Below are 19,194 nucleotides of genomic sequence, written 5' to 3' on the forward strand. Positions count from 1 at the left end.
CGCGCCGAGCCCTGCCTGGTGCTCCTTCAGGATGCCAATAATCTGTTCTTCGCTGAAACGGCTTCTCTTCATCTTTTGTCTCCTCAATTGGAGAACAGGCTAACCTCAAATCGAGGACATTTCAGGGGAGCAGGTCATTGTTTCTATCCGAGCATGGCTTTTACGGTAACGAACCGCATGCAATTGGCCGTCTCGAATTAGTTTTCGTATTGTGTTGGGTGAACAGCACCAACGCCTCCCGAGTTGCGCTGGTGTAATCGACGAAGGTGTATTGACGTCGCCAGGTCTTGGGTTGCTCGGTCTGCTCAAATCACGAATTTTCATTTATTCGGCATGAAACGTCGCTCAAAATTATCAACAGAATGTTGTGGAATTCGCAGAAGGCGACCGACGCGAAAGGCCTGTAGCTCTCCAGAAATGATAGCGTTTCTAATGGTGTTGCTACAGCAGTTCCAACGCTCAGCAAGCTGTTTGGGAGTGTAAATAACCATTCTAAATTCTCCTTTTAATTCCGTACATCTTTGGTGGTATGAGGGATTGGGGCTCAAGGATCTGTTGCCTTGATTTTTTCGAAGAACTGGTTCTTCAGCTTCAAAAATAGCCTTAAATTTACGACCAGCCATCTATTCCGGCCAGGCAACCCGATTATGCTATTTCCCAGTAATTTTGCTTGTGGGTACTTTGCCTAACTTTTCCCATCTCGATCTGACGTTATGAAGAAATTACAATCATATATTTTTCAATTCAAGATTTTTATTGTGAAAAATCAATAGTTTATTTACTTTGGTTTTGCGAGAAACGGCCAATATGGATAGATTTGCCATGTTTTGAATAGGATTTTTAGGACTGATAAAGGCCTTGGCGCGGGTAGACGTGGAATCTTAAGCAATGCCTGATTTTGAAACTTCAAACGCTTAAGCTTGCTGGCACAAGCCCCAGGACTCCTGCGTATGGTTCTTCGTGATCTCAAGCTCTCTGCCTAAGGCCCTCGTATCGATTATTGCGCCTAACGAAATTTTTTTCTGGTAAAATCGATTTCGCCATTTGAAGAAAGCGCCAATATCTACCTTGGATGTGGTTGGATACGAGGATACTCAATCCGCCGTCTTTTTTCTTGTCAGCCGTGGCGACGCCAGTTGTCGCCCAATCCGACGCGGCTATCGAGCATAGTGCTCCGGACTCTCAAATTCGAGGTTCGCAATGAACTTAACGACCATCATACATCCTGAATTATCCGTGACGTCCTTTTCTCATACTGAAAACGCACTTTACAGACTGAGCGTATGGCTTGATTGTGAGCGCGAGTTGCTTGGACGCGTAATCACTAATTTGGAGCTGCGGCAGGCTCTCGGCGCACTTGCTGCGCTTGATCAGTTACATATCGAGCCTGATGCGACGGATCAGGACCTGATCGACTTTTTTTAGCATGCTCAAAGCTACCTGAAGACCATTCTTGATGCTCTGCTTGCATTGCCATTCGCCTGTCAGGTTTTAAAGCCGTCTTACCAATCAGGTTCAGCGCCTATTGAAACGCAAGTGTTGTGGAGCTCGGCTCGTATTCACGAGGTTCTTTTTTCCGTTAAAAGTGCTGTAACGCTTTAGAATCGGTAGGATGTGGACCAAAAAACTAAGGTCCACATCTTATACGTAAGGTGTATCCTGACTTTACGAACTCCCAGATTCGAGCGCTAAAACTTAGAACTGGTTCAATGAACCAAATTCCAGTTTCGGGAGTTTAGGCTAAGTCATTGAAAAGTATGGTAGGCCCGGCAGGACTTGAACCCGCAACCAAAGCGTTATGAGCGCTCTGCTCTAACCAATTGAGCTACAGGCCCGCCATGGGCGTTTGGGTATGACGCCGCAGCCCGAGCGTCAAGACATTAGCTGCACCAAATGATTGCAGTGACCCGCACAATACTCTAACTCCGCGCGCAAGGGAAAATGCGCGCCGGGGGCCATGACCATGACAAAATCCGACAACGGAATCACCTATGCCGAAGCAGGCGTGGATATTGACGCAGGCAACGCGCTTGTAGAGCGGATCAAACCGGCGGCGAAATCCACCGCCCGGCCCGGCGTTATGTCTGGCCTCGGCGGCTTTGGCGCGCTGTTCGATCTGAAAGGCGCAGGTTTCACCGATCCGGTGCTGGTTGCCGCGACGGACGGCGTAGGCACCAAGCTGCGCATTGCCATCGACACCGGCAATGTGGACAGCATCGGCATTGATCTGGTCGCTATGTGCGTCAACGATCTGGTTTGTCAGGGGGCCGAGCCGCTTTTCTTCCTCGATTACTTCGCCACCGGAAAGCTGGAGCTCGACAGTGCCGCGCGGATCATCGAAGGCATCGCCAAGGGCTGCGCCGATTCCGGTTGCGCCTTGATCGGCGGCGAGACGGCTGAAATGCCGGGCATGTATCACGCGGGTGATTTTGACCTCGCCGGTTTCTCGGTCGGCGCGATGGAGCGCGGGACCGAGCTGCCGCGCGATGTGAAAGAGGGCGACGTGCTCTTGGGCCTGCCGAGCGATGGGGTGCATTCCAACGGCTATAGCCTCGTGCGCAAGATCGTTGAGCGCAGCGGTCTGGGCTGGGGCGACGATTGCCCATGGGGCGAAGGTGATCTGGGCAGTGCACTGCTGACGCCCACGAAGCTCTACGTCAAAGGCGCTGTGGCGGCCCTGCGTGCCGATGCCGTGTCGGCGCTGGCGCATATCACGGGCGGTGGCCTCACTGAAAACCTGCCGCGCGTATTGCCCGTGGGGCTGGCGGCCGAGATTGACCTCAACGCATGGGACCTGCCGCCGGTCTTCAAATGGCTGGCCGCCGAAGGGGGCATGGCCGAGGCCGAGATGCTCAAGACCTTCAACGCCGGGATTGGCATGGTTGCCGTCGTCTCTGCTGATAAGGTCGAGGCTGCGAAGGCCGCCTTTGCCGAGGATGGCCACGCCGCCATCGAGATCGGGCGCATCACCACCGGCAATGGCGTCACCTACTCAGGCGCGCTGCTTTGACCAAGCGGGTTGCGATTTTCGTCTCGGGCGGTGGCTCCAACATGCGGGCGCTGGTCGAGGATATGACCGGCGACCATGCAGGCCGCCCCTGTTTGGTGCTGTCCAACAACGCAGACGCGGGCGGAATCGCTTGGGCGCAGGGGCAGGGGATCGCGACCGAAGTGGTCGATCACCGCCCCTTCGGCAAGGACCGCCCGGCGTTTGAGGCGGCGCTCACTGCCGCGCTTGAGGCCCATGCGCCCGACATCATCTGCCTTGCCGGATTCATGCGCAAACTGACCGAAGGATTCACCGATGCTTGGGCCGGGCGGATGATCAACATCCACCCCTCGCTACTGCCGAAATACCGCGGGCTGCACACCCATGCCCGCGCGCTGGAGGCGGGCGATACCGAACACGGCTGTACCGTGCATGAAGTCACTGCGGCTTTGGATGATGGTCCGATCCTTGGCCAAGCGCGCATTCCGGTTCTGCCGGACGACACGGCAGAGACCTTGGCCCAACGGGTGCTGGTGCAAGAACATCGCCTTTATCCCGCCGTGCTGCGCCGTTTCGCCGCCGGTGAGCGTCAGCCGGTCATGCTGACGGGCTGACGCTGGTCAAAGCTTCCCTTGTGATGTACCTCTTTGACAAAGCCCGATGACCGGGCGTGCAACTTGTCAAAGAGCATTTATGAAAACCATCACCACGACCGCCGACCTCGCGCAATTCTGTGAAGAGGCTGCGCGCCATGATTACGTGACCGTCGACACGGAATTCCTGCGTGAGCGGACCTATTATTCCAAGCTCTGCCTCGTCCAACTTGCCATGCCCGGAACCGACGACAGCAACGCCGTGCTGGTCGATCCCTTAGCCGAAGGCATCTCGCTTGAGCCGCTCTATGATCTGTTCCGCGACACATCGGTGATCAAAGTGTTCCACGCGGCACGGCAGGATCTTGAGATCTTCTACGTCGATGCCAAGGTCTTTCCTGAGCCGCTGTTCGACACTCAGGTGGCCGCGATGGTCTGCGGCTTTGGCGAACAGGTGGGCTATGAGACCTTAGTGCGCAAGATCGCGCATGAGTCGTTGGACAAGACCTCGCGCTTTACCGATTGGTCCCGCCGTCCGTTGACCGACGCACAGAAGACCTATGCGCTGGCCGACGTAACCCATCTGCGGCAGATTTACGAATTTCTGGCGCGCAAGCTTGAACAGACTGGCCGCGCCCGTTGGGTGGCCGAGGAGCTTGAGACACTGCTCAGCCCCGATACCTATGTAACCCAACCGCAGGATGCCTGGAAGCGAGTGAAGACCCGGACCAATTCGCCGAAGTTTCTGGCGATCGTCCGCGAATTGGCCGCCTTTCGTGAGGATTACGCCCGCACCCGCAACATCCCGCGCAATCGCGTATTCAAGGATGACGCGCTGGTCGAATTGGCGAGCCTTAAGCCGTCAAATGGCGAGGAGCTGAACCGCGCCCGTCTATTGCTGCGCGAAGCCCGCAAGGGGGAAATCGCCGAAGGCATTTTGAAAGCCGTGGCCGCAGGCGTGGCTTGCAAAGCCGCCGACATGCCGCAACCCGACCGCAAGCGCGACAAGCTGCAGGTGAACCCTGCGCTGGCCGATCTCCTGCGGGTTTTGCTCAAGGCCAAGACCGAAAGCGCAGGCGTCGCGGCCAAGCTCATCGCCTCGGCCAGTGATCTGGATATGTTGTCGGCGGGAGAGCGCGACGTGCCGGCCCTGCGCGGCTGGCGGCATGAGGTCTTTGGCGCCGATGCGCTGCTGCTCTGCGAGGGCAAGATTGCTTTGGCCGCCGATGGGACGGATGTGAAAGCAGTTAAAGTCTGAAACGAAAAGAGCCGCCCGATTGGGGCGGCTCTTTCTTATGGTGCGTGGCTTGGCCGCTTAGCGGCGAGAGACCAGCGCATTCATCTGCCCTTCGACGCGAATCTCGCGCACCCCGGCCAGCATTTGATCTGTCAGACGACGGCCCGCGATGACCTCACGGGTGGGGCGGCTGCCTTGCGGGGTCGCTTTGTCGGGGCGTACCCCTTCCAGACGGTAAGTCAGAACTCCGTCAACAGGCGTCTCATCAATCGTCGCTGGGGTTAGCTGCACTGCATATATGCCCTGCCGCGCGGCAAGGCCCGTGGCGCGTAGGATCGCACCGCCCGGCACAGGCTCAATCGTCAGGTCGGTGATCTGCTCGAAAGGGCGCCCCTCATAAGTGTCGACCTCAACCGCGCGCCGGGCGAACAGCCCGCTCCGCTGTGGAATCAACGGGTTGTTGCTCTCTTCCGACGCGGACGGGGCCGAACGCGCGGGGCCGAACCAATTCAGCGGGTTGATGCGGCTGTCACGGACCGTGCCACAGGCGGATACCAAAAGGGTCGAGGCCAAAAGAGCGAGGAGTGTCTTGCGCATGGGATCCGCCGTTAAGTTAACTTGTCTTGTGCTACCCCATCACGCCACCCATGGGAAGGGGGTGGACCTTTGCCCATCGGCATCCTACCTGTCAGGCAATGGAATTCACCCGAAGAGAGTGCACAGATGGCCACGCCTGCCTTTGAAGAACTGGTCGAGGATTTCGAGTTTCTGGATGATTGGGAAGACCGCTATCGCCATGTGATCGACCTTGGCAAAGCGATGGACCCGCTCCCCGAGCCGCTGCGCGTGCCGGCCACCAAGGTCGACGGCTGCGCCTCTCAGGTCTGGCTTCATGCACAGTTTGACGGCGGCAAGTTGCATTTTGACGGCGCAAGCGACGCGATGATCGTGTCTGGGCTGATTGCGGTTTTGCGTAAGCTTTACAACGGTTTGACGCCAGTCGAAGTGGGCGCTGTCGATGCCAAGGCGGAACTGGCGCGGCTGGGATTGAATGACCACCTCTCGGCGCAACGCTCCAACGGGTTGCGCGCGATGATCGAGCGGGTGCGCGAGACGGCCGCTCAGGAAGCCTGACGGTTAAAGGTCGCGCAAGGCGGTCTGCAAATCCCCGTAGCCCGTGAAGCGCCGCTCGAACGTAAGTCCGAGCCGGGCGGCGCAATCCCGCGCCTTTTCGGTCAGCGCCGGGTCGTCAGTCTGCGCCTGATAGACGAGTTTTTCATAATTGCCGAAATACATATCGCGCAGCTCTGGATGCCGGTCGAGGCCCATGGGCTTGATGATGAACGCCTCAAACTGCCGCACCAGAAAATCGGTGAGGTAGAAGGTGGTGATCTCATCTTCCGAGGTTTTGGCGAAACTCTCGTTGCCCTGAAAAAAGCTGTAGCAATGCGGCCCGGCCACCATCTGAACGCCCATCTCATCGCAGGCCCGTTCGAGCCCGCCGCCCGTCCCGCAATCGGCGTAAACGACGAAAAAATCGTCATAGTCCGCACGGTGTTTGGCGACCGTGTCGCACACCGCTTGGGTGATCTTTTCCGGGTAGAGGTGATATTTCGCGGGCAGGCAGGTGAGATCCAGATGGCTCCAGCCGTTCGCGGCCTTCAGATCCAGTATCTCACGGGCCAGCGCGCCACAGGCGATCAGCAGAATGCGGCCCGCGCGGGTGGGCGCGAGCCCCTCTTGGGTGAGGGTCCGATCATCTGGCAGATTGCTGTCGCTCATGGCGTCACCATCGCATGTCACCGATGCCAAAGCCAAGTGGAGCGGTGCCAGCAGCCTAGGCGTTGGCGGAGTTATGTTTCCGACCCATCCAGTCTTTGGCCGTTTCCACTGCTACGGCGGCATCGCGGCAATAGGCGTCGGCCCCAATGGCCTTGCCGAACTCTTCGTTCAGCGGCGCGCCACCGACCAGAACGATATAGTCATCGCGCTTGCCCTGTTCGATCAATGTGTCGATCACGACCTTCATATAGGGCATGGTCGTGGTCAGCAGAGCGGACATGCCCAAGATGTCGGCTTTTTCCGCTTCCAATGCTTCGAGATAGGCTTCGACCGCGTTGTTGATCCCAAGGTCTACGACTTCGAAACCCGCGCCTTCCATCATCATCCCGACGAGGTTTTTGCCGATGTCGTGAATGTCGCCTTTGACGGTGCCGATCACCATCTTGCCCACACGCGGCGCGCCGGTTTCAGCAAGCAGCGGCTTGAGAATGGCCATGCCGCCCTTCATCGCATTGGCGGCCAGCAGCACTTCGGGCACAAAGAGGATACCGTCGCGGAAATCCGCGCCCACGATGGTCATCCCGCCGACCAGCGCTTTGGTCAGAACCTCATAGGGTTCCCAACCGCGGTCGAGCAGGATTTGCACCCCTTCTTCGATCTCTTCCTTAAGACCGTCATAGAGGTCATCGAACATCTGCTGGACCAGTTCTTCGTCGTCCAACTCGGCCAGGATGATATCGTCTTCTTCTGACATGGTGTTTCCTTCTGCTGGGCGTGCAGGTGCATGACACTTGGGCCCTTGTCTCACGGAATGTTAGCGCCGAGGTCGCGGTTTGCGACATCGGGCGCGCCTTGCGCGACGCCTTGGGGGCAAACTACTGCTTTTTGCGGTGTAAGGACAAGGGTTTGCGCAAGTTTACTTGCTGATGTTCGCGCAATGTTCTAACCTTCTTTCATGGATAGGGAAGACCAGCGATTCCGCGTGCTTGGCCGCGCGGCAGGCAGCAATGATGCAGGCCGGTTTGAGCGTCACGCCCGCGTGGCCGAAGATGACGGATGGGCCCGGGAAGAAGTGCTTCCGGTGCTGCGAACCAGCACAAGCATCGAAGTGCCGCGCCGGGTGATTACCTACAACCGCTCGCCGGATTTGCCCTTTGACCGGTCGATCAACCCGTACCGCGGCTGCGAACATGGATGCGTCTATTGTTTCGCGCGGCCCAGTCACGCTTACCTTGGCCTGTCGCCGGGGCTGGATTTTGAAACGCAGTTGATCGCCCGCCCCGAAGCGCCGCAGGTGCTGGCGCGAGAACTGCGCGCGAAACGCTATGAGGTCGCCCCCATCGCCATCGGAACCAACACCGACCCGTATCAGCCAATCGAAAACACCCACGGCATCATGCGCGAGTGTCTTGAGGTGCTGTCTGAATTCAATCACCCGGTGGCAATCGTGACCAAGGGCAGCCTGATCGAGCGGGACATTGATATTTTAAGCGACATGGCCAAACGCAGCCTCGCCGCAGTGGGAATTTCGGTGACAACGCTCGACGCCCGCCTCAGCCGATTGATGGAGCCGCGCGCGCCAGCGCCGCAGCGGCGATTGCAGGTGATCCGGAAGCTTTCAGAGGCCGGAATTCCGGTGCGGATCATGGCGTCCCCGATGGTTCCGGCGCTGACCGACCCGGAGTTGGAGGCGATCCTGACCGCAGGGCGCGATGCTGGGGCGCGGCACGCCAGTTGGATCATGCTGCGCCTGCCGCGCGAGGTTTCGCCGCTGGTGCAGGAGTGGCTCGCCACCCATTATCCCGACCGGGCCGAGCGGATCATGGCGCGCTTGCGCGATATGCATGGCGGCAAAGAATATGACGCAGGCTGGCACAAACGGATGCGGGGCGAGGGGCCCTATGCGCAGATGGTGGCGCAGCGCTTTGATCTGGCAGCCAAACGTCTGGGGCTGACCCGCGCGGGCGTGCCGCTGCGCTGCGATCTGTTTCGACCGCCCCCCGAAAGGGGCGATCAATTGAGCTTGCTTTGAGGCTCAGCCCCGGCGGCGGCCGCGGCGCGGCGCGCGCACCGGACCTTGACCATCGGTGCCGTCGCTTTCGGACGAGAAATCACCGATCTCTTCGCGGATCTGCTCAAGCGTCGGGGCCGGGCCTTTCTCCGTGCTGTCGAGCGCTTCGCGCATCGCCACCAAATGCTCGGGAAGGGTGCCACAGCAGCCACCGATGATGCTCGCACCGGCGTCCCGCGCCATGGTCGCATAACGCGCCATCAACTCGGGCGTGCCGTCGTAGTGGATATGGCCTTCGACGTATTTTGGGATGCCCGCATTGCCTTTGGAGATAATCGGCAGCGTGCCGTTCTTTGCGGCGAAGCCAAGCACGGTGCGCAGCAGGTCAGACGCACCTGTGCCGCAGTTGGCACCATAAGCCAGCGGCGTGTTGTCCAGCCCATGCACCATATCGACCATCCCTTCGGAGGTCAGGCCCATCATCGTGCGGCCCGCGGTGTCGAAGCTCATCGTGCCGCACCACGGCAGGCCCGCCAGCGCGAAGCCTTCAGCAGCGGCGCGGTATTCTTCGGGGGCGCTGATCGTCTCCAGCCAGCCGATGTCGGCGCCACCGGCCTTTAGGCCATCGGCGGTCTCATGGAACATCTCAACGGCGAGGGAGTGGGTCAGGGTGCCCACCGGCTCCATAATCTCACCCGTAGGGCCGACAGAGCCCGCGACGATGACTTTCCGCTCAGCGGTATCGGCCACCTCACGCGCTAGTTCGGCAGAAACACGGCTCAGCTCATGCACCCGCTTTTCGGCACCGTGCAGTTTAAGCCGCGAGGCATTGGCCCCAAAAGAGTTGGTCAGGAACAGATCACTGCCCGAATCCACTGCAAACCGGTAAAGCTTGATGATCTTCTTAGGCTCATCGGTGTTCCACATCTCAGGCGCGTCGCCCGACATCAGCCCCATGTTGAACAGATTGGTGCCCGTGGCCCCATCCGCGAGCAATGTGCCCTTTTCAGCCAAAAGATCGGTGAATGCGTTGCTCATGAGGGCTCCTGTAGGGTCTGGGAATTTCGCCTGATGTCATGATGGGTTCATGGGGGCAATCTCATAATATTCATCTTCATTATGAGGGCAGGCGGGGAGGGTCACCCCGGCGCGTGGCCGGGGTGGAATGGGTCAGGTGGTCTCGTTCAGCAGTTGTGCTTTGGCTTCGGCCATCAGGGTCTGCATCTTGCCGCGGATCGTCGCTTCATCAGCGCGGTCGCCCAAGTCGCCAGAGACTTTGCGGTAAACATCCTCTTCGCCCGCCTCTTCGAAGTCGGATTTCACGACCTCTTTGGCATAATCGTCGGCGTCGCTGCCCGATTTGCCTAAAAGTTCAGCAGCCCAGAGGCCCAACAGTTTGTTTCGGCGCGCCTCGGCGCGGAATTGCATCTCTGCATCGTGGGCGAACTTGCTTTCAAAGGCATTGGCACGGTCGTCGAACTTGCTCATAGCGGGTCTCCGATTGCTGGTGTTACCCTATTCATATGCGGTCGCCCCCGCCTTCCCACAAGTGGCGCGTCAAAGGTGACGGGCCATGCTTGCAGCAGCGGGGTGGTTGCACTAAGAGAAGCGCAAGCGGCGGGGATGTTCCCGGCCCCCTGTTGGAAAGGATGCCCATGGCCCGGCGCAACAAGATCTACGAAGGCAAGGCAAAGATCCTCTATGAAGGTCCTGAGCCCGGCACCATCGTGCAATATTTCAAAGACGATGCGACGGCCTTTAACGCCGAAAAAAAAGCCACGATCGAAGGCAAGGGCGTGTTGAACAACCGCCTGTCTGAGTTCTTTATGACCGGGCTGAACAACATCGGCGTACCGACGCATTTCATCAAACGCCTGAACATGCGCGAACAGCTCGTGCGGCAGGTTGAGATCATTCCGTTGGAAGTGATCGTGCGCAACTATGCGGCGGGCTCCATGTCCAAGCGTCTTGGCATCGAAGAAGGCACGCAACTGCCGCGCCCGATTGTCGAATATTGCTACAAAGACGACGCACTTGGTGATCCGCTGGTCACCGAAGAGCATATCGCCGCCTTTGGCTGGGCAACTCAGCAAGATATGGACGATATCCTGAGCCTCGCGCTGCGGGTCAATGACTTCATGTCGGGCGTGATGATGGCCGTCGGTATCAAGCTGGTGGACTTCAAGATCGAGATTGGCCGCGTTTACGATGGTGACTTCCAGCGTCTGATCGTCGCCGATGAGATCAGCCCCGACAGCTGCCGCCTGTGGGACATCGAGACGGGCAAGAAGCTCGATAAAGACGTGTTCCGCCGCGATCTGGGCTCGCTCACCGATGCCTATACCGAAGTGGCCAAACGTCTCGGCGTCATGCCCAAGAACAATGCGCCGGTGTCCAAGCCGACGTTGATCAACTAACGCGGCTTCGCCGTTCAATTTGCAGATGTTACAGAGGGGTGTCGCGCCATGAAAGCACGGGTGCATGTGATGCTGAAGAACGGGGTTCTCGACCCTCAGGGCGAAGCTGTCCGCCACGCGCTCGGAGCCTTGGGCTTTGACGGGGTGAACGGCGTGCGTCAGGGCAAGGTGATCGAGCTTGACCTCGCCGAGGGCACGACCGAGGCCGAGGTGACCGCCATGTGCGAAAAGCTCTTGGCCAATACGGTGATCGAATCCTATTCGGTGGAGCTGGCCTGATGCACGCAGCGGTAGTCGTCTTTCCCGGGTCCAATTGCGACCGCGACCTTGCCGTGGCTTTTAAAGCTGCGGGCGCCCAGGTTTCCTTGGTCTGGCACAAGGACAGCGAACTGCCGCAAGGCGTTGATATCGTGGGTATCCCCGGCGGGTTCTCCTATGGGGATTACCTGCGCTGTGGGGCCATTGCCGCAAATTCGCCGATCTGCCGCTCTGTGGCGGCCCATGCAGAGCGCGGCGGCTATGTGCTGGGCATTTGCAACGGTTTTCAGGTGCTGACCGAAACCGGCCTGCTGCCCGGCGCGCTGTTGCGCAATGCAGGGCTGAAGTACATCTGCAAGACTGTGGGCCTCAAGGTCGAGACCACGGCCAGCGACTACACCAACGGCTACAGCGCCGGTCAGGTGATCAACATTCCGATCGCGCACCACGATGGCAATTACTTTGCCGACGATGAGACCATCGCGAAACTGCGCGGCGAAGATCGTGTGGCTTTCAGCTATGCCGAGAACCCAAACGGGGCGCGCGACGATATTGCGGGCATTCTGTCGGAAAACCGCCGTGTGCTGGGCATGATGCCGCATCCTGAGCGGGCGGCGGAAGCGGCTCATGGCAATACGGATGGGGCGGCGCTCTTCCGCGCATTGACCGGCGCGCTGCAGACCGCTTGACTTGAGTGCATCGCACGTAGCGCGTAGATTGCCGCGATGAGTGATGCATCCGGTTCCGAAGGCAATAGCATGGCCGTATCCTGGCGGGTGCGGTTTGCCATTGCATTGCTGATGATCCTCGCCGTGGTGACGATCTCGATCACCAACAAGCTGCTGACCGACCGTTTTACCGAAAGCACCCGCAATCGCGCTGAACTGCGCATCGCGCTTTACAGCGGCAATCTGCTGGCCGAGTTGCGGCAAAACGCGATTGTGCCACAGCTTTTGGCGCGCGACCCCACGTTGATCGGTGCGCTGCAATCGGCGGACTATTCCTTTTCGACACAGCGGCTTATCTCTTTCGTTGAGGAAATCGGCGCGGCCTCTTTGATGCTTTATGACATCGACGGGCGCACGGTGGCGGCGACAGACCGTAACCGCCTCGGCTCCGCGCATAAGTCTGAACCCTATTTCGTCGATGCCATCCGCTCAAACGCGACGATCTTTTCGACCATTGAGCGTGAGCAGGGCGGCTATCGCTTCCTCTATTCACGGCGCATGCAGTCTGGTGGGACCACGCTTGGGGTGATCGCCGTTGAGGTTGATCTGCAAAAGTTTGAACGGGCTTGGGCCGGGATCTCGGACGCGGTCATCGTGATGGACAGCACGGGCGAGATTATCCTCGCCACCGAGTCGCGTTGGCGCGGGCTGACAGAGCCTGAAGCGTTGGCCAACCACACGCCCCAAAGCGCCATTGAACGCGCCATTCAGGCCACCACCGATTGGACCGCGCTGCCGCCCGATGCCTATCTGCAGGGCGAGGCGGTGATGCGGCTGGAAAACCGGATACCGTTCCGCGGCTGGCGAATGAGCAGCTACACCACCTATGCCTCGGTCCGCGAAAAGGTGAACGGGGTGCTGGCCTTGGAAGTGATGGGCTTTGCGATCCTGCTGGCGCTGGCCTTCTATTTCCTCAGCCGCCGCACGGCGGGGCGGCTCGCGATCTTCCAGCGGGAATCGGCCAAGCTCAGGGCGTTGAACCTCGCACTTCAACGGGAGATCGCTGAGCGCAAACGGGTGCAACAGACCCTCGCCGTCGCCGAACAAACCCTTGAACAATCGTCAAAGCTTGCTGCCTTGGGCGAAATGTCCGCCGCCGTCAGCCATGAGTTGAACCAACCGCTTGCTGCTATGAAGACCTATCTGGCAGGCGCGCGGCTGCTTTTGAAACGAAACCGGCAGGATGAGGCGCTTTCCTCCTTCGGGCGCATTGACGATCTGATTGAACGGATGGGCGCAATCACCCGGCAGCTTAAATCTTATGCCCGCAAGGGGCAGGAGGCTTTCTCTCCGGTTGATATGGGCGCGGCGCTGGCATCCTCTCTGTCGATGATGGAGCCGCAGTTGCGCCAGCGACAGGTCCAGATCAGCCGCATCCTGCCCGATAATCCCGTCATGGTGATGGGAGATCGTATGCGGATCGAACAAGTTATGGTAAACCTGTTAAGAAACGCATTGGACGCAACAAAATCGGAACGAAACCCTCAGGTGGACATTATACTATCAGCGGGGGAGACGGCGACATTAACCGTGCGCGACAATGGCCCGGGGATTGAGGACTTGGACGCGCTGTTCGAACCTTTCTACACGACCAAACAGCCCGGCGATGGTGTTGGACTGGGTCTTGCCATTTCATCAGGGATCGTCAACGACCTTGGGGGACGGCTTATGGCGCGCAACGGACAAAACGGTGGCGCTGTATTTGAGATGCAACTGCCTATATTGGCAGATGAAACGAAGATTGAAGCGGCGGAGTGAACGCATGGCTCAGGCAATGAAAATCGCAATTGTAGACGACGAACAGGACATGCGGCAGTCGATCAGCCAGTGGCTGGCCCTTTCGGGGTATGACACGGAAACCTTCGGCAGCGCCGAAGACGCGCTGAAGACTTTGGGGCCGGATTATCCGGGCATCGTCATCTCCGACATCAAGATGCCGGGCATGGACGGGATGCAATTCTTGAAAAAGCTGATGGGCAGCGACTCGGCTTTGCCGGTCATCATGATCACCGGTCATGGCGACGTGCCGATGGCGGTTGAGGCGATGCGCGTCGGCGCGTTCGACTTTCTTGAAAAACCTTTTAACCCCGACCGGATGAGCGAACTGGCTAAAAAGGCCACCAATGCGCGGCGGCTGGTGATGGACAACCGCGCCCTGCGGCGTGAGCTGTCGGACGGCGGCCAGCTGATGAAAAAGCTCATCGGCCAATCGCCCGTCATGGAACGCCTGCGCGAAGATATCCTCGATCTGGGGCAGGCCGATGGGCATGTGCTGATCGACGGAGAAACCGGGACCGGTAAGACCCTCGTGGCCCATGCGCTGCACGCGGTCGGCAGCCGCGCGGGCAAGAAATTTGTCCTCGTCTCCTGTGGTGCTCTGGAGGAAGACGCGCTCGCCAAGCGGTTGTTCGGCCCGATGCAGCCCGAAGACGCGCAACTGCCCGCCATCGAAGAGGCGCGCGGCGGGACACTGGTGCTGGAAGACATCGAAGCCCTGTCCGAAAGCCTGCAGGCGCGGTTGTTGAGCGCCATCAACGAACAAGGCACCCCGGCAGAGACACGAATCGTCGCCATCTCGAACCTGCAAGAAGCTGGGCGCACCTCGGAAGATGCGCTGCGCTCGGACCTGTTTTATCGTTTGGCAGCGCTCCGTATCACCGTACCGCCGCTGCGCCAACGTGGTGAGGATATTCTGACGCTCTTCACCCGTCTGAGCGATCAGTTCGCGGATGAATACGGCTGCGAGGCGCCTCAGGTCAGTGCACAAGAGGCGGCACAGTTGTTGCAAGCGCCATGGCCCGGTAACGTGCGCCAACTCATTAACGTGGCCGAACGCGCCGTGCTGCAATCGCGCCGCGGCTCGGGCACCATCGCCTCCCTCTTAATGAGCGACCATGACGAGATGCAGCCGGTGATGACCACCGAAGGCAAACCGCTCAAGGAATATGTCGAGGCGTTCGAGCGCATGTTGATCGACAACACCATGCGCCGCCACAAGGGCTCTATTGCCAGCGTGATGGACGAGCTTTGCCTGCCGCGCCGGACGCTGAACGAGAAGATGGCGAAATACGGGTTGCAGCGGTCAGATTACCTCTGACCACGCCCCTTAAGCAGCGCGGCTTAACCGCTGCGCTGCTCTGCAATCTCGACCGCTTTGCCATCCGGATCGGTGATACAGGACCAACTCGCGCCGCCGGGTACGTCAACGATATGGCGATAAAGCTCCACCACAGGGCGTGTCGTATTGACGGCGACACCCGCCTCGCCGGTTTGCTGGGTCACCGCGGCCACACAGCTTTTCTGCCCGCGCAACTCGGCCAGCGCCGCCGGATTATCGGCCACGGCGATCTCATCACAGGCGGCGAGACCCAGTAGGGTCAGACACAGCGCGGGGCGCAGGAATATTTGCATGAAGCGGTCCTTTGAAACTCTGGGCCGCGGGGGCGGCAAAGCAATTCTATGGTGCCGCCCAGCGATCCTTGCGGCGACAGTCTGAATGTTTCCAAGCCCATGCGCCTTGTCAACCGACCCGAGTTAAACCGCATTTGACTGTTGCTCATTCGATTGACCATTGTGTTTCACCCCTTAAAGCCCTTAACTAGCCGGATAAGTCCTGTAACGCCCGACTGGCGTATGGTGACTTTTGACAGTTTCGCTGCTGCGCCAGCCCGACACCGGGGGGTCAGCAGACCGATTGGGCCGGAAACGGCCGAAGAACCGCTGATATTCGCGAGGGTTAGCCCAACCGAAGCACAGCTAATTAATGGATGGGAGAGGCGCAAAGGCCCTCGCATCGGAGAAGAACCGCGATGACGCGCGCAGATGCTCAGAGCAGACAGATGGGGGCCATTCGTGGCCCTGCTGTTGCCGCGTCCTCCATCGCCCTGACAAGTCACACCTCCCAGCCCGATGCCCCGCCAGGGGCCTTCCGTGCGCGGGTGCTGTGCATAATGGATCTATGTCTAAGAAAATGCTTATCGATGCCACCCACGCCGAGGAAACTCGCGTTGTGGTCGTGGACGGAAACAAGGTCGAAGAATTCGATTTTGAATCAGAAAACAAACGCCAGCTTGCCGGCAATATTTATCTAGCCAAAGTTACACGGGTCGAACCGTCGCTTCAGGCGGCCTTTGTAGATTATGGCGGCAACCGTCATGGCTTCCTCGCTTTCTCGGAAATTCACCCCGATTATTACCAGATTCCCGTGGCCGACCGTCAGGCGCTGCTGGAGGAAGAACGCGCCTATGCCGAAGCGCAGGCCGCCAAAGACGACGAAGACGAAAAGCCCAAGCGGACCCGCTCCCGGTCGCGCAGCCGGTCGAAAAGCCAAGCGGCTGAGACCAACAGTGATGATGCCGTGGTCACAGCAGAAGTCGCTGACGACAACAGCGATCAAATCGCGGGTATGGAAACCGTCGATCTCGACAGCGAAGAGGGCAGCTCGCCCATGGAGCGAGTCGCGGAAACGCCGGTCGAAGAGCCTGAGAACGGCGAAGCCGATACCGAGGTTGCCAAGGACGATGAAACGGCTGTGGCTACGTCCGATGACGCTGACGCCAGCGACGCCCAGGCCGACGATGCCGACAGCGAAGACGACAAAGGCAGCGATGCCACGGCGAAAGACGATTCCATCGAATCCGTCGCCGACGAAGATGACAGCGAAGACATTCGCCCCGTGCGCAAACCGCGCCCGCGCCGCTACAAGATTCAAGAGGTCATCAAGGTCCGCCAGATCCTGCTGGTGCAGGTCGTCAAAGAAGAGCGCGGCAACAAGGGTGCTGCGCTGACCACCTACCTCAGCCTTGCAGGTCGCTACTGCGTGCTGATGCCCAACACCGCCCGTGGCGGAGGCATCTCGCGCAAGATCACCAATGCGGCTGACCGTAAGAAACTTAAAGAAATCGCGACTGAGATCGAAGTGCCCAAGGGTGCTGGTCTGATTGTCCGGACTGCGGGCGCGAAACGCACCAAGGCCGAGATCAAGCGCGATTACGAATACCTCCAGCGCCTCTGGGAACAGATCCGCGAGCTGACGCTGAAGTCCATCGCGCCCGCCAAGATCTACGAGGAAGGCGACCTGATCAAACGCTCGATCCGCGACCTCTATAACCGCGAGATTGACGAGATTCACGTTGAGGGCGAGCGCGGCTACCGCATTGCCAAGGACTTCATGAAAATGATCATGCCGTCCCACGCCAAAAACGTGAAGCTCTACAACGAAAGCCTGCCGCTCTTCGCGCGCTATCAGGTCGAAAGCTACCTCTCGGGCATGTTCAACCCCACGGTTCAATTGCCCTCGGGTGGCTATATCGTGATCGGCGTGACCGAAGCGCTGGTGGCCATCGACGTGAACTCGGGCCGGGCGACCAAAGAAGGCTCGATCGAGCAGACGGCGACCAAGACCAACCTTGAGGCCGCCGCCGAAGTGGCGCGTCAGTTGCGTCTGCGTGACCTTGCGGGCCTCATCGTGATCGATTTCATCGACATGGACGAGCGGAAGAACAACGCCGCCGTCGAAAAGATGATGAAAGACAAGCTCAAGACCGACCGTGCGCGCATTCAGGTGGGCCGCATCTCGGGCTTTGGCCTGATGGAGATGAGCCGCCAGCGCCTGCGTCCGGGCATGATCGAGGCGACGACCCAGCCGTGCCACGCTTGCCACGGCACCGGTCTGGTGCGCTCTGACGACAACCTCGCGCTGTCGATTATCCGCCAGATCGAAGAAGAGGGCACCCGACGCCGTTCGCGCGAAGTGCTGGTGCGTGCGCCCGTGGGCATCGCCAACTTCCTGATGAACCAAAAGCGTGAGCATATCGCCAATATCGAGATGCGTTACGGCATGTCGGTGCGGATCGAAGGCGACCCAACCTTGGTCAGCCCCGATTTCCACATCGAAAAGTTCAAGACCGCCACCCGCACCGTGCCGCCCGTGTCAGATCACGTCGTTTCGGTCGATACATCGCTGATGGATCAGATCGACGAGGACGAGAGCGCCGCAGAGGCCGAAGTGGAAGAGGCACCCGCCGCACAGGAAGCCGCCCAGTCCGAGAACGGAAACGGGAATGGCAACGGCAATGGTGAAGAGGGTGAAGGCAAATCCAAACGCCGCCGCCGCCGTCGTCGCAGCCGGGGTGGCCGGGGCCGCAATGGCAATGGCGATCAACAAAATGGTGCCGACGATCAGAACGGTGGTCAGCAACAGGAAGAGGCGAAGTCGGACGAAGGCGACAAAGCGCAACCGGTAGAAGCGGAGGCAGCGCAGGCCGACACCGACGCCGGCCCCGCCGCCGAGGAAAAGCCTAAGCCCAAAAGCCGCAGCCGGTCGCGCAAGCCCAAGGCCGAACTGGCCCCCGAAGCGGAACCCGCGCCCGAGGCGCTTGCTGCCGCAGAAGGCGAAACGCCACAGGTCAGTGCCGAGGCTGAAGGTGAAGAGACGCCCAAGCCCAAGGCCAAGCGCAGCCGCCGAACCAAGAAACCCGTGGCGGAAGCGGCGGAAGAGACGGTGACAACAGACGCCGTGGCGACCGAGGAAGAGGCCGCACCCGCGCCGAAACCCAAGCGCCGCAGCCGCGCCAAAGCCAAGCCGGTCGAGCCGGTTGCCGAAGCCACGCCCGAGGCGATGGCCGAAGCACTGCCGACCGAAGCGCCCATCGCAGCCCCGTCGCCGGAAACGGCCACACCTGTCGCGGAAGCACCGCAACCTGAGCCGCAGCCCGAACCCACGGCCCAGCCGGTGGAAGCCGAAGCGCCCGCTGCCGAAACGGCTCCTGAGCCGGTGGCCGAAAAGGTGGAAGAGCAACCCGCCGAAAAGCCCAAGCCCAAACGCCGGGGCTGGTGGTCGCTGGGCAGCTAAGCCACGACATATAAAAGAAAACGGCGGGCTTTCGGGCCCGCCGTTTTCGTTTCGACTGTAGGGTTGAAACGCGCGTTCCGCCCGGGTCCGGCTCAGCCGCCCTTGGTGATGATATAAAGCTCTGCCGCGCCCTCGGTCCGGGTTTCGGTCAGCGCATGACCGGCTTCCACGCAGAAATGTGGCACGTCGATCACCGCGGCCGGATCATCGGCTGTCATATGAAGCTGATCGCCCGGCGCGAGGGCCGCCAGTCGTTTGCGTGCTTTCAGCACGGGCAGGGGGCACAGAAGCCCCGTGGCATCTAGTTTTTCGATCTTCATATGATC

21 protein-coding genes and 1 tRNA gene are annotated in these 19,194 nt (G+C 59.6%); 13 read left to right on the forward strand and 9 right to left on the reverse strand.

Going from position 1 to position 19,194, the window contains the following annotated elements:
* A partial coding sequence (locus O4H31_RS07005; RefSeq protein ID WP_269344160.1) for a hypothetical protein occupies positions 1 to 201 on the forward strand: 201 nt, incomplete at its 5' end.
* Positions 202 to 320: 119 nt separating this feature from the next.
* Here O4H31_RS07005 and O4H31_RS07010 read toward each other — a convergent pair.
* Complete coding sequence (locus O4H31_RS07010) at positions 321 to 623, reverse strand: helix-turn-helix domain-containing protein (RefSeq protein ID WP_269344162.1); 303 nt, start codon at positions 621 to 623, stop codon at positions 321 to 323.
* 577 nt (positions 624 to 1,200) lie between these two features.
* Between O4H31_RS07010 and O4H31_RS07015 the strand changes: the two genes are divergently transcribed.
* Positions 1,201 to 1,425, forward strand: coding sequence for a hypothetical protein (locus tag O4H31_RS07015; RefSeq protein ID WP_269344164.1), 225 nt, complete (start codon positions 1,201 to 1,203; stop codon positions 1,423 to 1,425).
* Positions 1,426 to 1,758: 333 nt separating this feature from the next.
* Here O4H31_RS07015 and O4H31_RS07020 read toward each other — a convergent pair.
* Positions 1,759 to 1,835 (reverse strand) — tRNA-Ile (locus tag O4H31_RS07020).
* Between the two features lie 128 nt (positions 1,836 to 1,963).
* Here O4H31_RS07020 and purM point away from each other — a divergent pair.
* From purM to rnd, 3 genes are all read left to right on the forward strand, one after another.
* A complete protein-coding gene (gene purM, locus O4H31_RS07025; protein WP_259985528.1) occupies positions 1,964 to 3,010 on the forward strand; it encodes a phosphoribosylformylglycinamidine cyclo-ligase in 1,047 nt (348 codons plus the stop codon).
* Positions 3,007 to 3,603, forward strand: coding sequence for a phosphoribosylglycinamide formyltransferase (gene purN, locus O4H31_RS07030; RefSeq protein ID WP_269344168.1), 597 nt, complete (start codon positions 3,007 to 3,009; stop codon positions 3,601 to 3,603). Before purM ends, purN begins: the two co-directional genes overlap by 4 nt.
* A 79-nt stretch (positions 3,604 to 3,682) precedes the next feature.
* A complete protein-coding gene (rnd, locus tag O4H31_RS07035) occupies positions 3,683 to 4,840 on the forward strand; it encodes a ribonuclease D (RefSeq protein WP_269344169.1) in 1,158 nt (385 codons plus the stop codon).
* 57 nt (positions 4,841 to 4,897) lie between these two features.
* Here the strand turns inward: rnd and O4H31_RS07040 are convergent, their stop codons facing one another.
* On the reverse strand, positions 4,898 to 5,416 hold the full coding sequence (locus O4H31_RS07040; protein WP_269344170.1) for a hypothetical protein: 519 nt from the start codon (positions 5,414 to 5,416) through the stop codon (positions 4,898 to 4,900).
* Between the two features lie 126 nt (positions 5,417 to 5,542).
* On the opposite strand from O4H31_RS07040, the gene O4H31_RS07045 reads away from it, so the two are divergent.
* Positions 5,543 to 5,953 carry a SufE family protein gene (locus O4H31_RS07045; RefSeq protein ID WP_067629069.1) on the forward strand — a complete coding sequence of 137 codons (411 nt, stop codon included), beginning with the start codon at positions 5,543 to 5,545 and terminating at the stop codon, positions 5,951 to 5,953.
* A 3-nt stretch (positions 5,954 to 5,956) separates the two neighbouring features.
* On the opposite strand, the gene O4H31_RS07050 is transcribed toward O4H31_RS07045, so the two are convergent.
* Positions 5,957 to 6,601 carry a DUF1638 domain-containing protein gene (locus O4H31_RS07050; protein WP_269344173.1) on the reverse strand — a complete coding sequence of 215 codons (645 nt, stop codon included), beginning with the start codon at positions 6,599 to 6,601 and terminating at the stop codon, positions 5,957 to 5,959.
* A gap of 55 nt (positions 6,602 to 6,656) precedes the next feature.
* A complete protein-coding gene (locus tag O4H31_RS07055; protein WP_093926142.1) occupies positions 6,657 to 7,355 on the reverse strand; it encodes a corrinoid protein in 699 nt (232 codons plus the stop codon).
* A 201-nt stretch (positions 7,356 to 7,556) separates the two neighbouring features.
* Here O4H31_RS07055 and O4H31_RS07060 point away from each other — a divergent pair, with 201 nt between their 5' ends.
* Positions 7,557 to 8,633, forward strand: coding sequence for a PA0069 family radical SAM protein (locus O4H31_RS07060; RefSeq protein WP_269344178.1), 1,077 nt, complete (start codon positions 7,557 to 7,559; stop codon positions 8,631 to 8,633).
* 3 nt (positions 8,634 to 8,636) lie between these two features.
* On the opposite strand, the gene bmt is transcribed toward O4H31_RS07060, so the two are convergent.
* The gene (bmt, locus tag O4H31_RS07065) at positions 8,637 to 9,650 is read right to left on the reverse strand and encodes a betaine--homocysteine S-methyltransferase (protein WP_243260555.1); all 1,014 of its coding nucleotides are present in this window, start codon (positions 9,648 to 9,650) and stop codon (positions 8,637 to 8,639) included.
* Positions 9,651 to 9,782: 132 nt separating this feature from the next.
* The gene (locus tag O4H31_RS07070) at positions 9,783 to 10,100 is read right to left on the reverse strand and encodes a DUF1476 domain-containing protein (RefSeq protein WP_269344182.1); all 318 of its coding nucleotides are present in this window, start codon (positions 10,098 to 10,100) and stop codon (positions 9,783 to 9,785) included.
* Positions 10,101 to 10,267: 167 nt separating this feature from the next.
* On the opposite strand from O4H31_RS07070, the gene purC reads away from it, so the two are divergent.
* From purC to O4H31_RS07095, 5 genes are all read left to right on the forward strand, one after another.
* On the forward strand, positions 10,268 to 11,029 hold the full coding sequence (gene purC / locus O4H31_RS07075) for a phosphoribosylaminoimidazolesuccinocarboxamide synthase (protein ID WP_269344183.1): 762 nt from the start codon (positions 10,268 to 10,270) through the stop codon (positions 11,027 to 11,029).
* Between the two features lie 48 nt (positions 11,030 to 11,077).
* Complete coding sequence (gene purS, locus O4H31_RS07080) at positions 11,078 to 11,308, forward strand: phosphoribosylformylglycinamidine synthase subunit PurS (protein WP_269344186.1); 231 nt, start codon at positions 11,078 to 11,080, stop codon at positions 11,306 to 11,308.
* Positions 11,308 to 11,976, forward strand: a complete 669-nt coding sequence (purQ, locus tag O4H31_RS07085; RefSeq protein ID WP_269344188.1) for a phosphoribosylformylglycinamidine synthase subunit PurQ — start codon at positions 11,308 to 11,310, stop codon at positions 11,974 to 11,976. The genes purS and purQ overlap by 1 nt, the downstream gene beginning before the upstream one ends.
* A 69-nt stretch (positions 11,977 to 12,045) precedes the next feature.
* On the forward strand, positions 12,046 to 13,773 hold the full coding sequence (locus tag O4H31_RS07090; protein WP_269344190.1) for a sensor histidine kinase: 1,728 nt from the start codon (positions 12,046 to 12,048) through the stop codon (positions 13,771 to 13,773).
* A gap of 4 nt (positions 13,774 to 13,777) precedes the next feature.
* On the forward strand, positions 13,778 to 15,112 hold the full coding sequence (locus O4H31_RS07095) for a sigma-54-dependent transcriptional regulator (protein WP_067624654.1): 1,335 nt from the start codon (positions 13,778 to 13,780) through the stop codon (positions 15,110 to 15,112).
* A 23-nt stretch (positions 15,113 to 15,135) separates the two neighbouring features.
* Here the strand turns inward: O4H31_RS07095 and O4H31_RS07100 are convergent, their stop codons facing one another.
* Complete coding sequence (locus O4H31_RS07100) at positions 15,136 to 15,426, reverse strand: hypothetical protein (protein ID WP_269344196.1); 291 nt, start codon at positions 15,424 to 15,426, stop codon at positions 15,136 to 15,138.
* A 547-nt stretch (positions 15,427 to 15,973) separates the two neighbouring features.
* Between O4H31_RS07100 and O4H31_RS07105 the strand changes: the two genes are divergently transcribed.
* Complete coding sequence (locus O4H31_RS07105) at positions 15,974 to 18,868, forward strand: Rne/Rng family ribonuclease (protein ID WP_269344197.1); 2,895 nt, start codon at positions 15,974 to 15,976, stop codon at positions 18,866 to 18,868.
* A 92-nt stretch (positions 18,869 to 18,960) separates the two neighbouring features.
* Here O4H31_RS07105 and O4H31_RS07110 read toward each other — a convergent pair whose 3' ends face one another.
* Positions 18,961 to 19,188: a sulfurtransferase TusA family protein gene (locus O4H31_RS07110; RefSeq protein ID WP_067624663.1), complete on the reverse strand. Its 228-nt coding sequence runs from the start codon at positions 19,186 to 19,188 to the stop codon at positions 18,961 to 18,963.
* Positions 19,189 to 19,194: the final 6 nt, after the last annotated feature.

It is taken from the genome of Sulfitobacter dubius (assembly GCF_027214245.1).
Taxonomy (GTDB): Bacteria; Pseudomonadota; Alphaproteobacteria; order Rhodobacterales; family Rhodobacteraceae; genus Sulfitobacter; species Sulfitobacter dubius_A.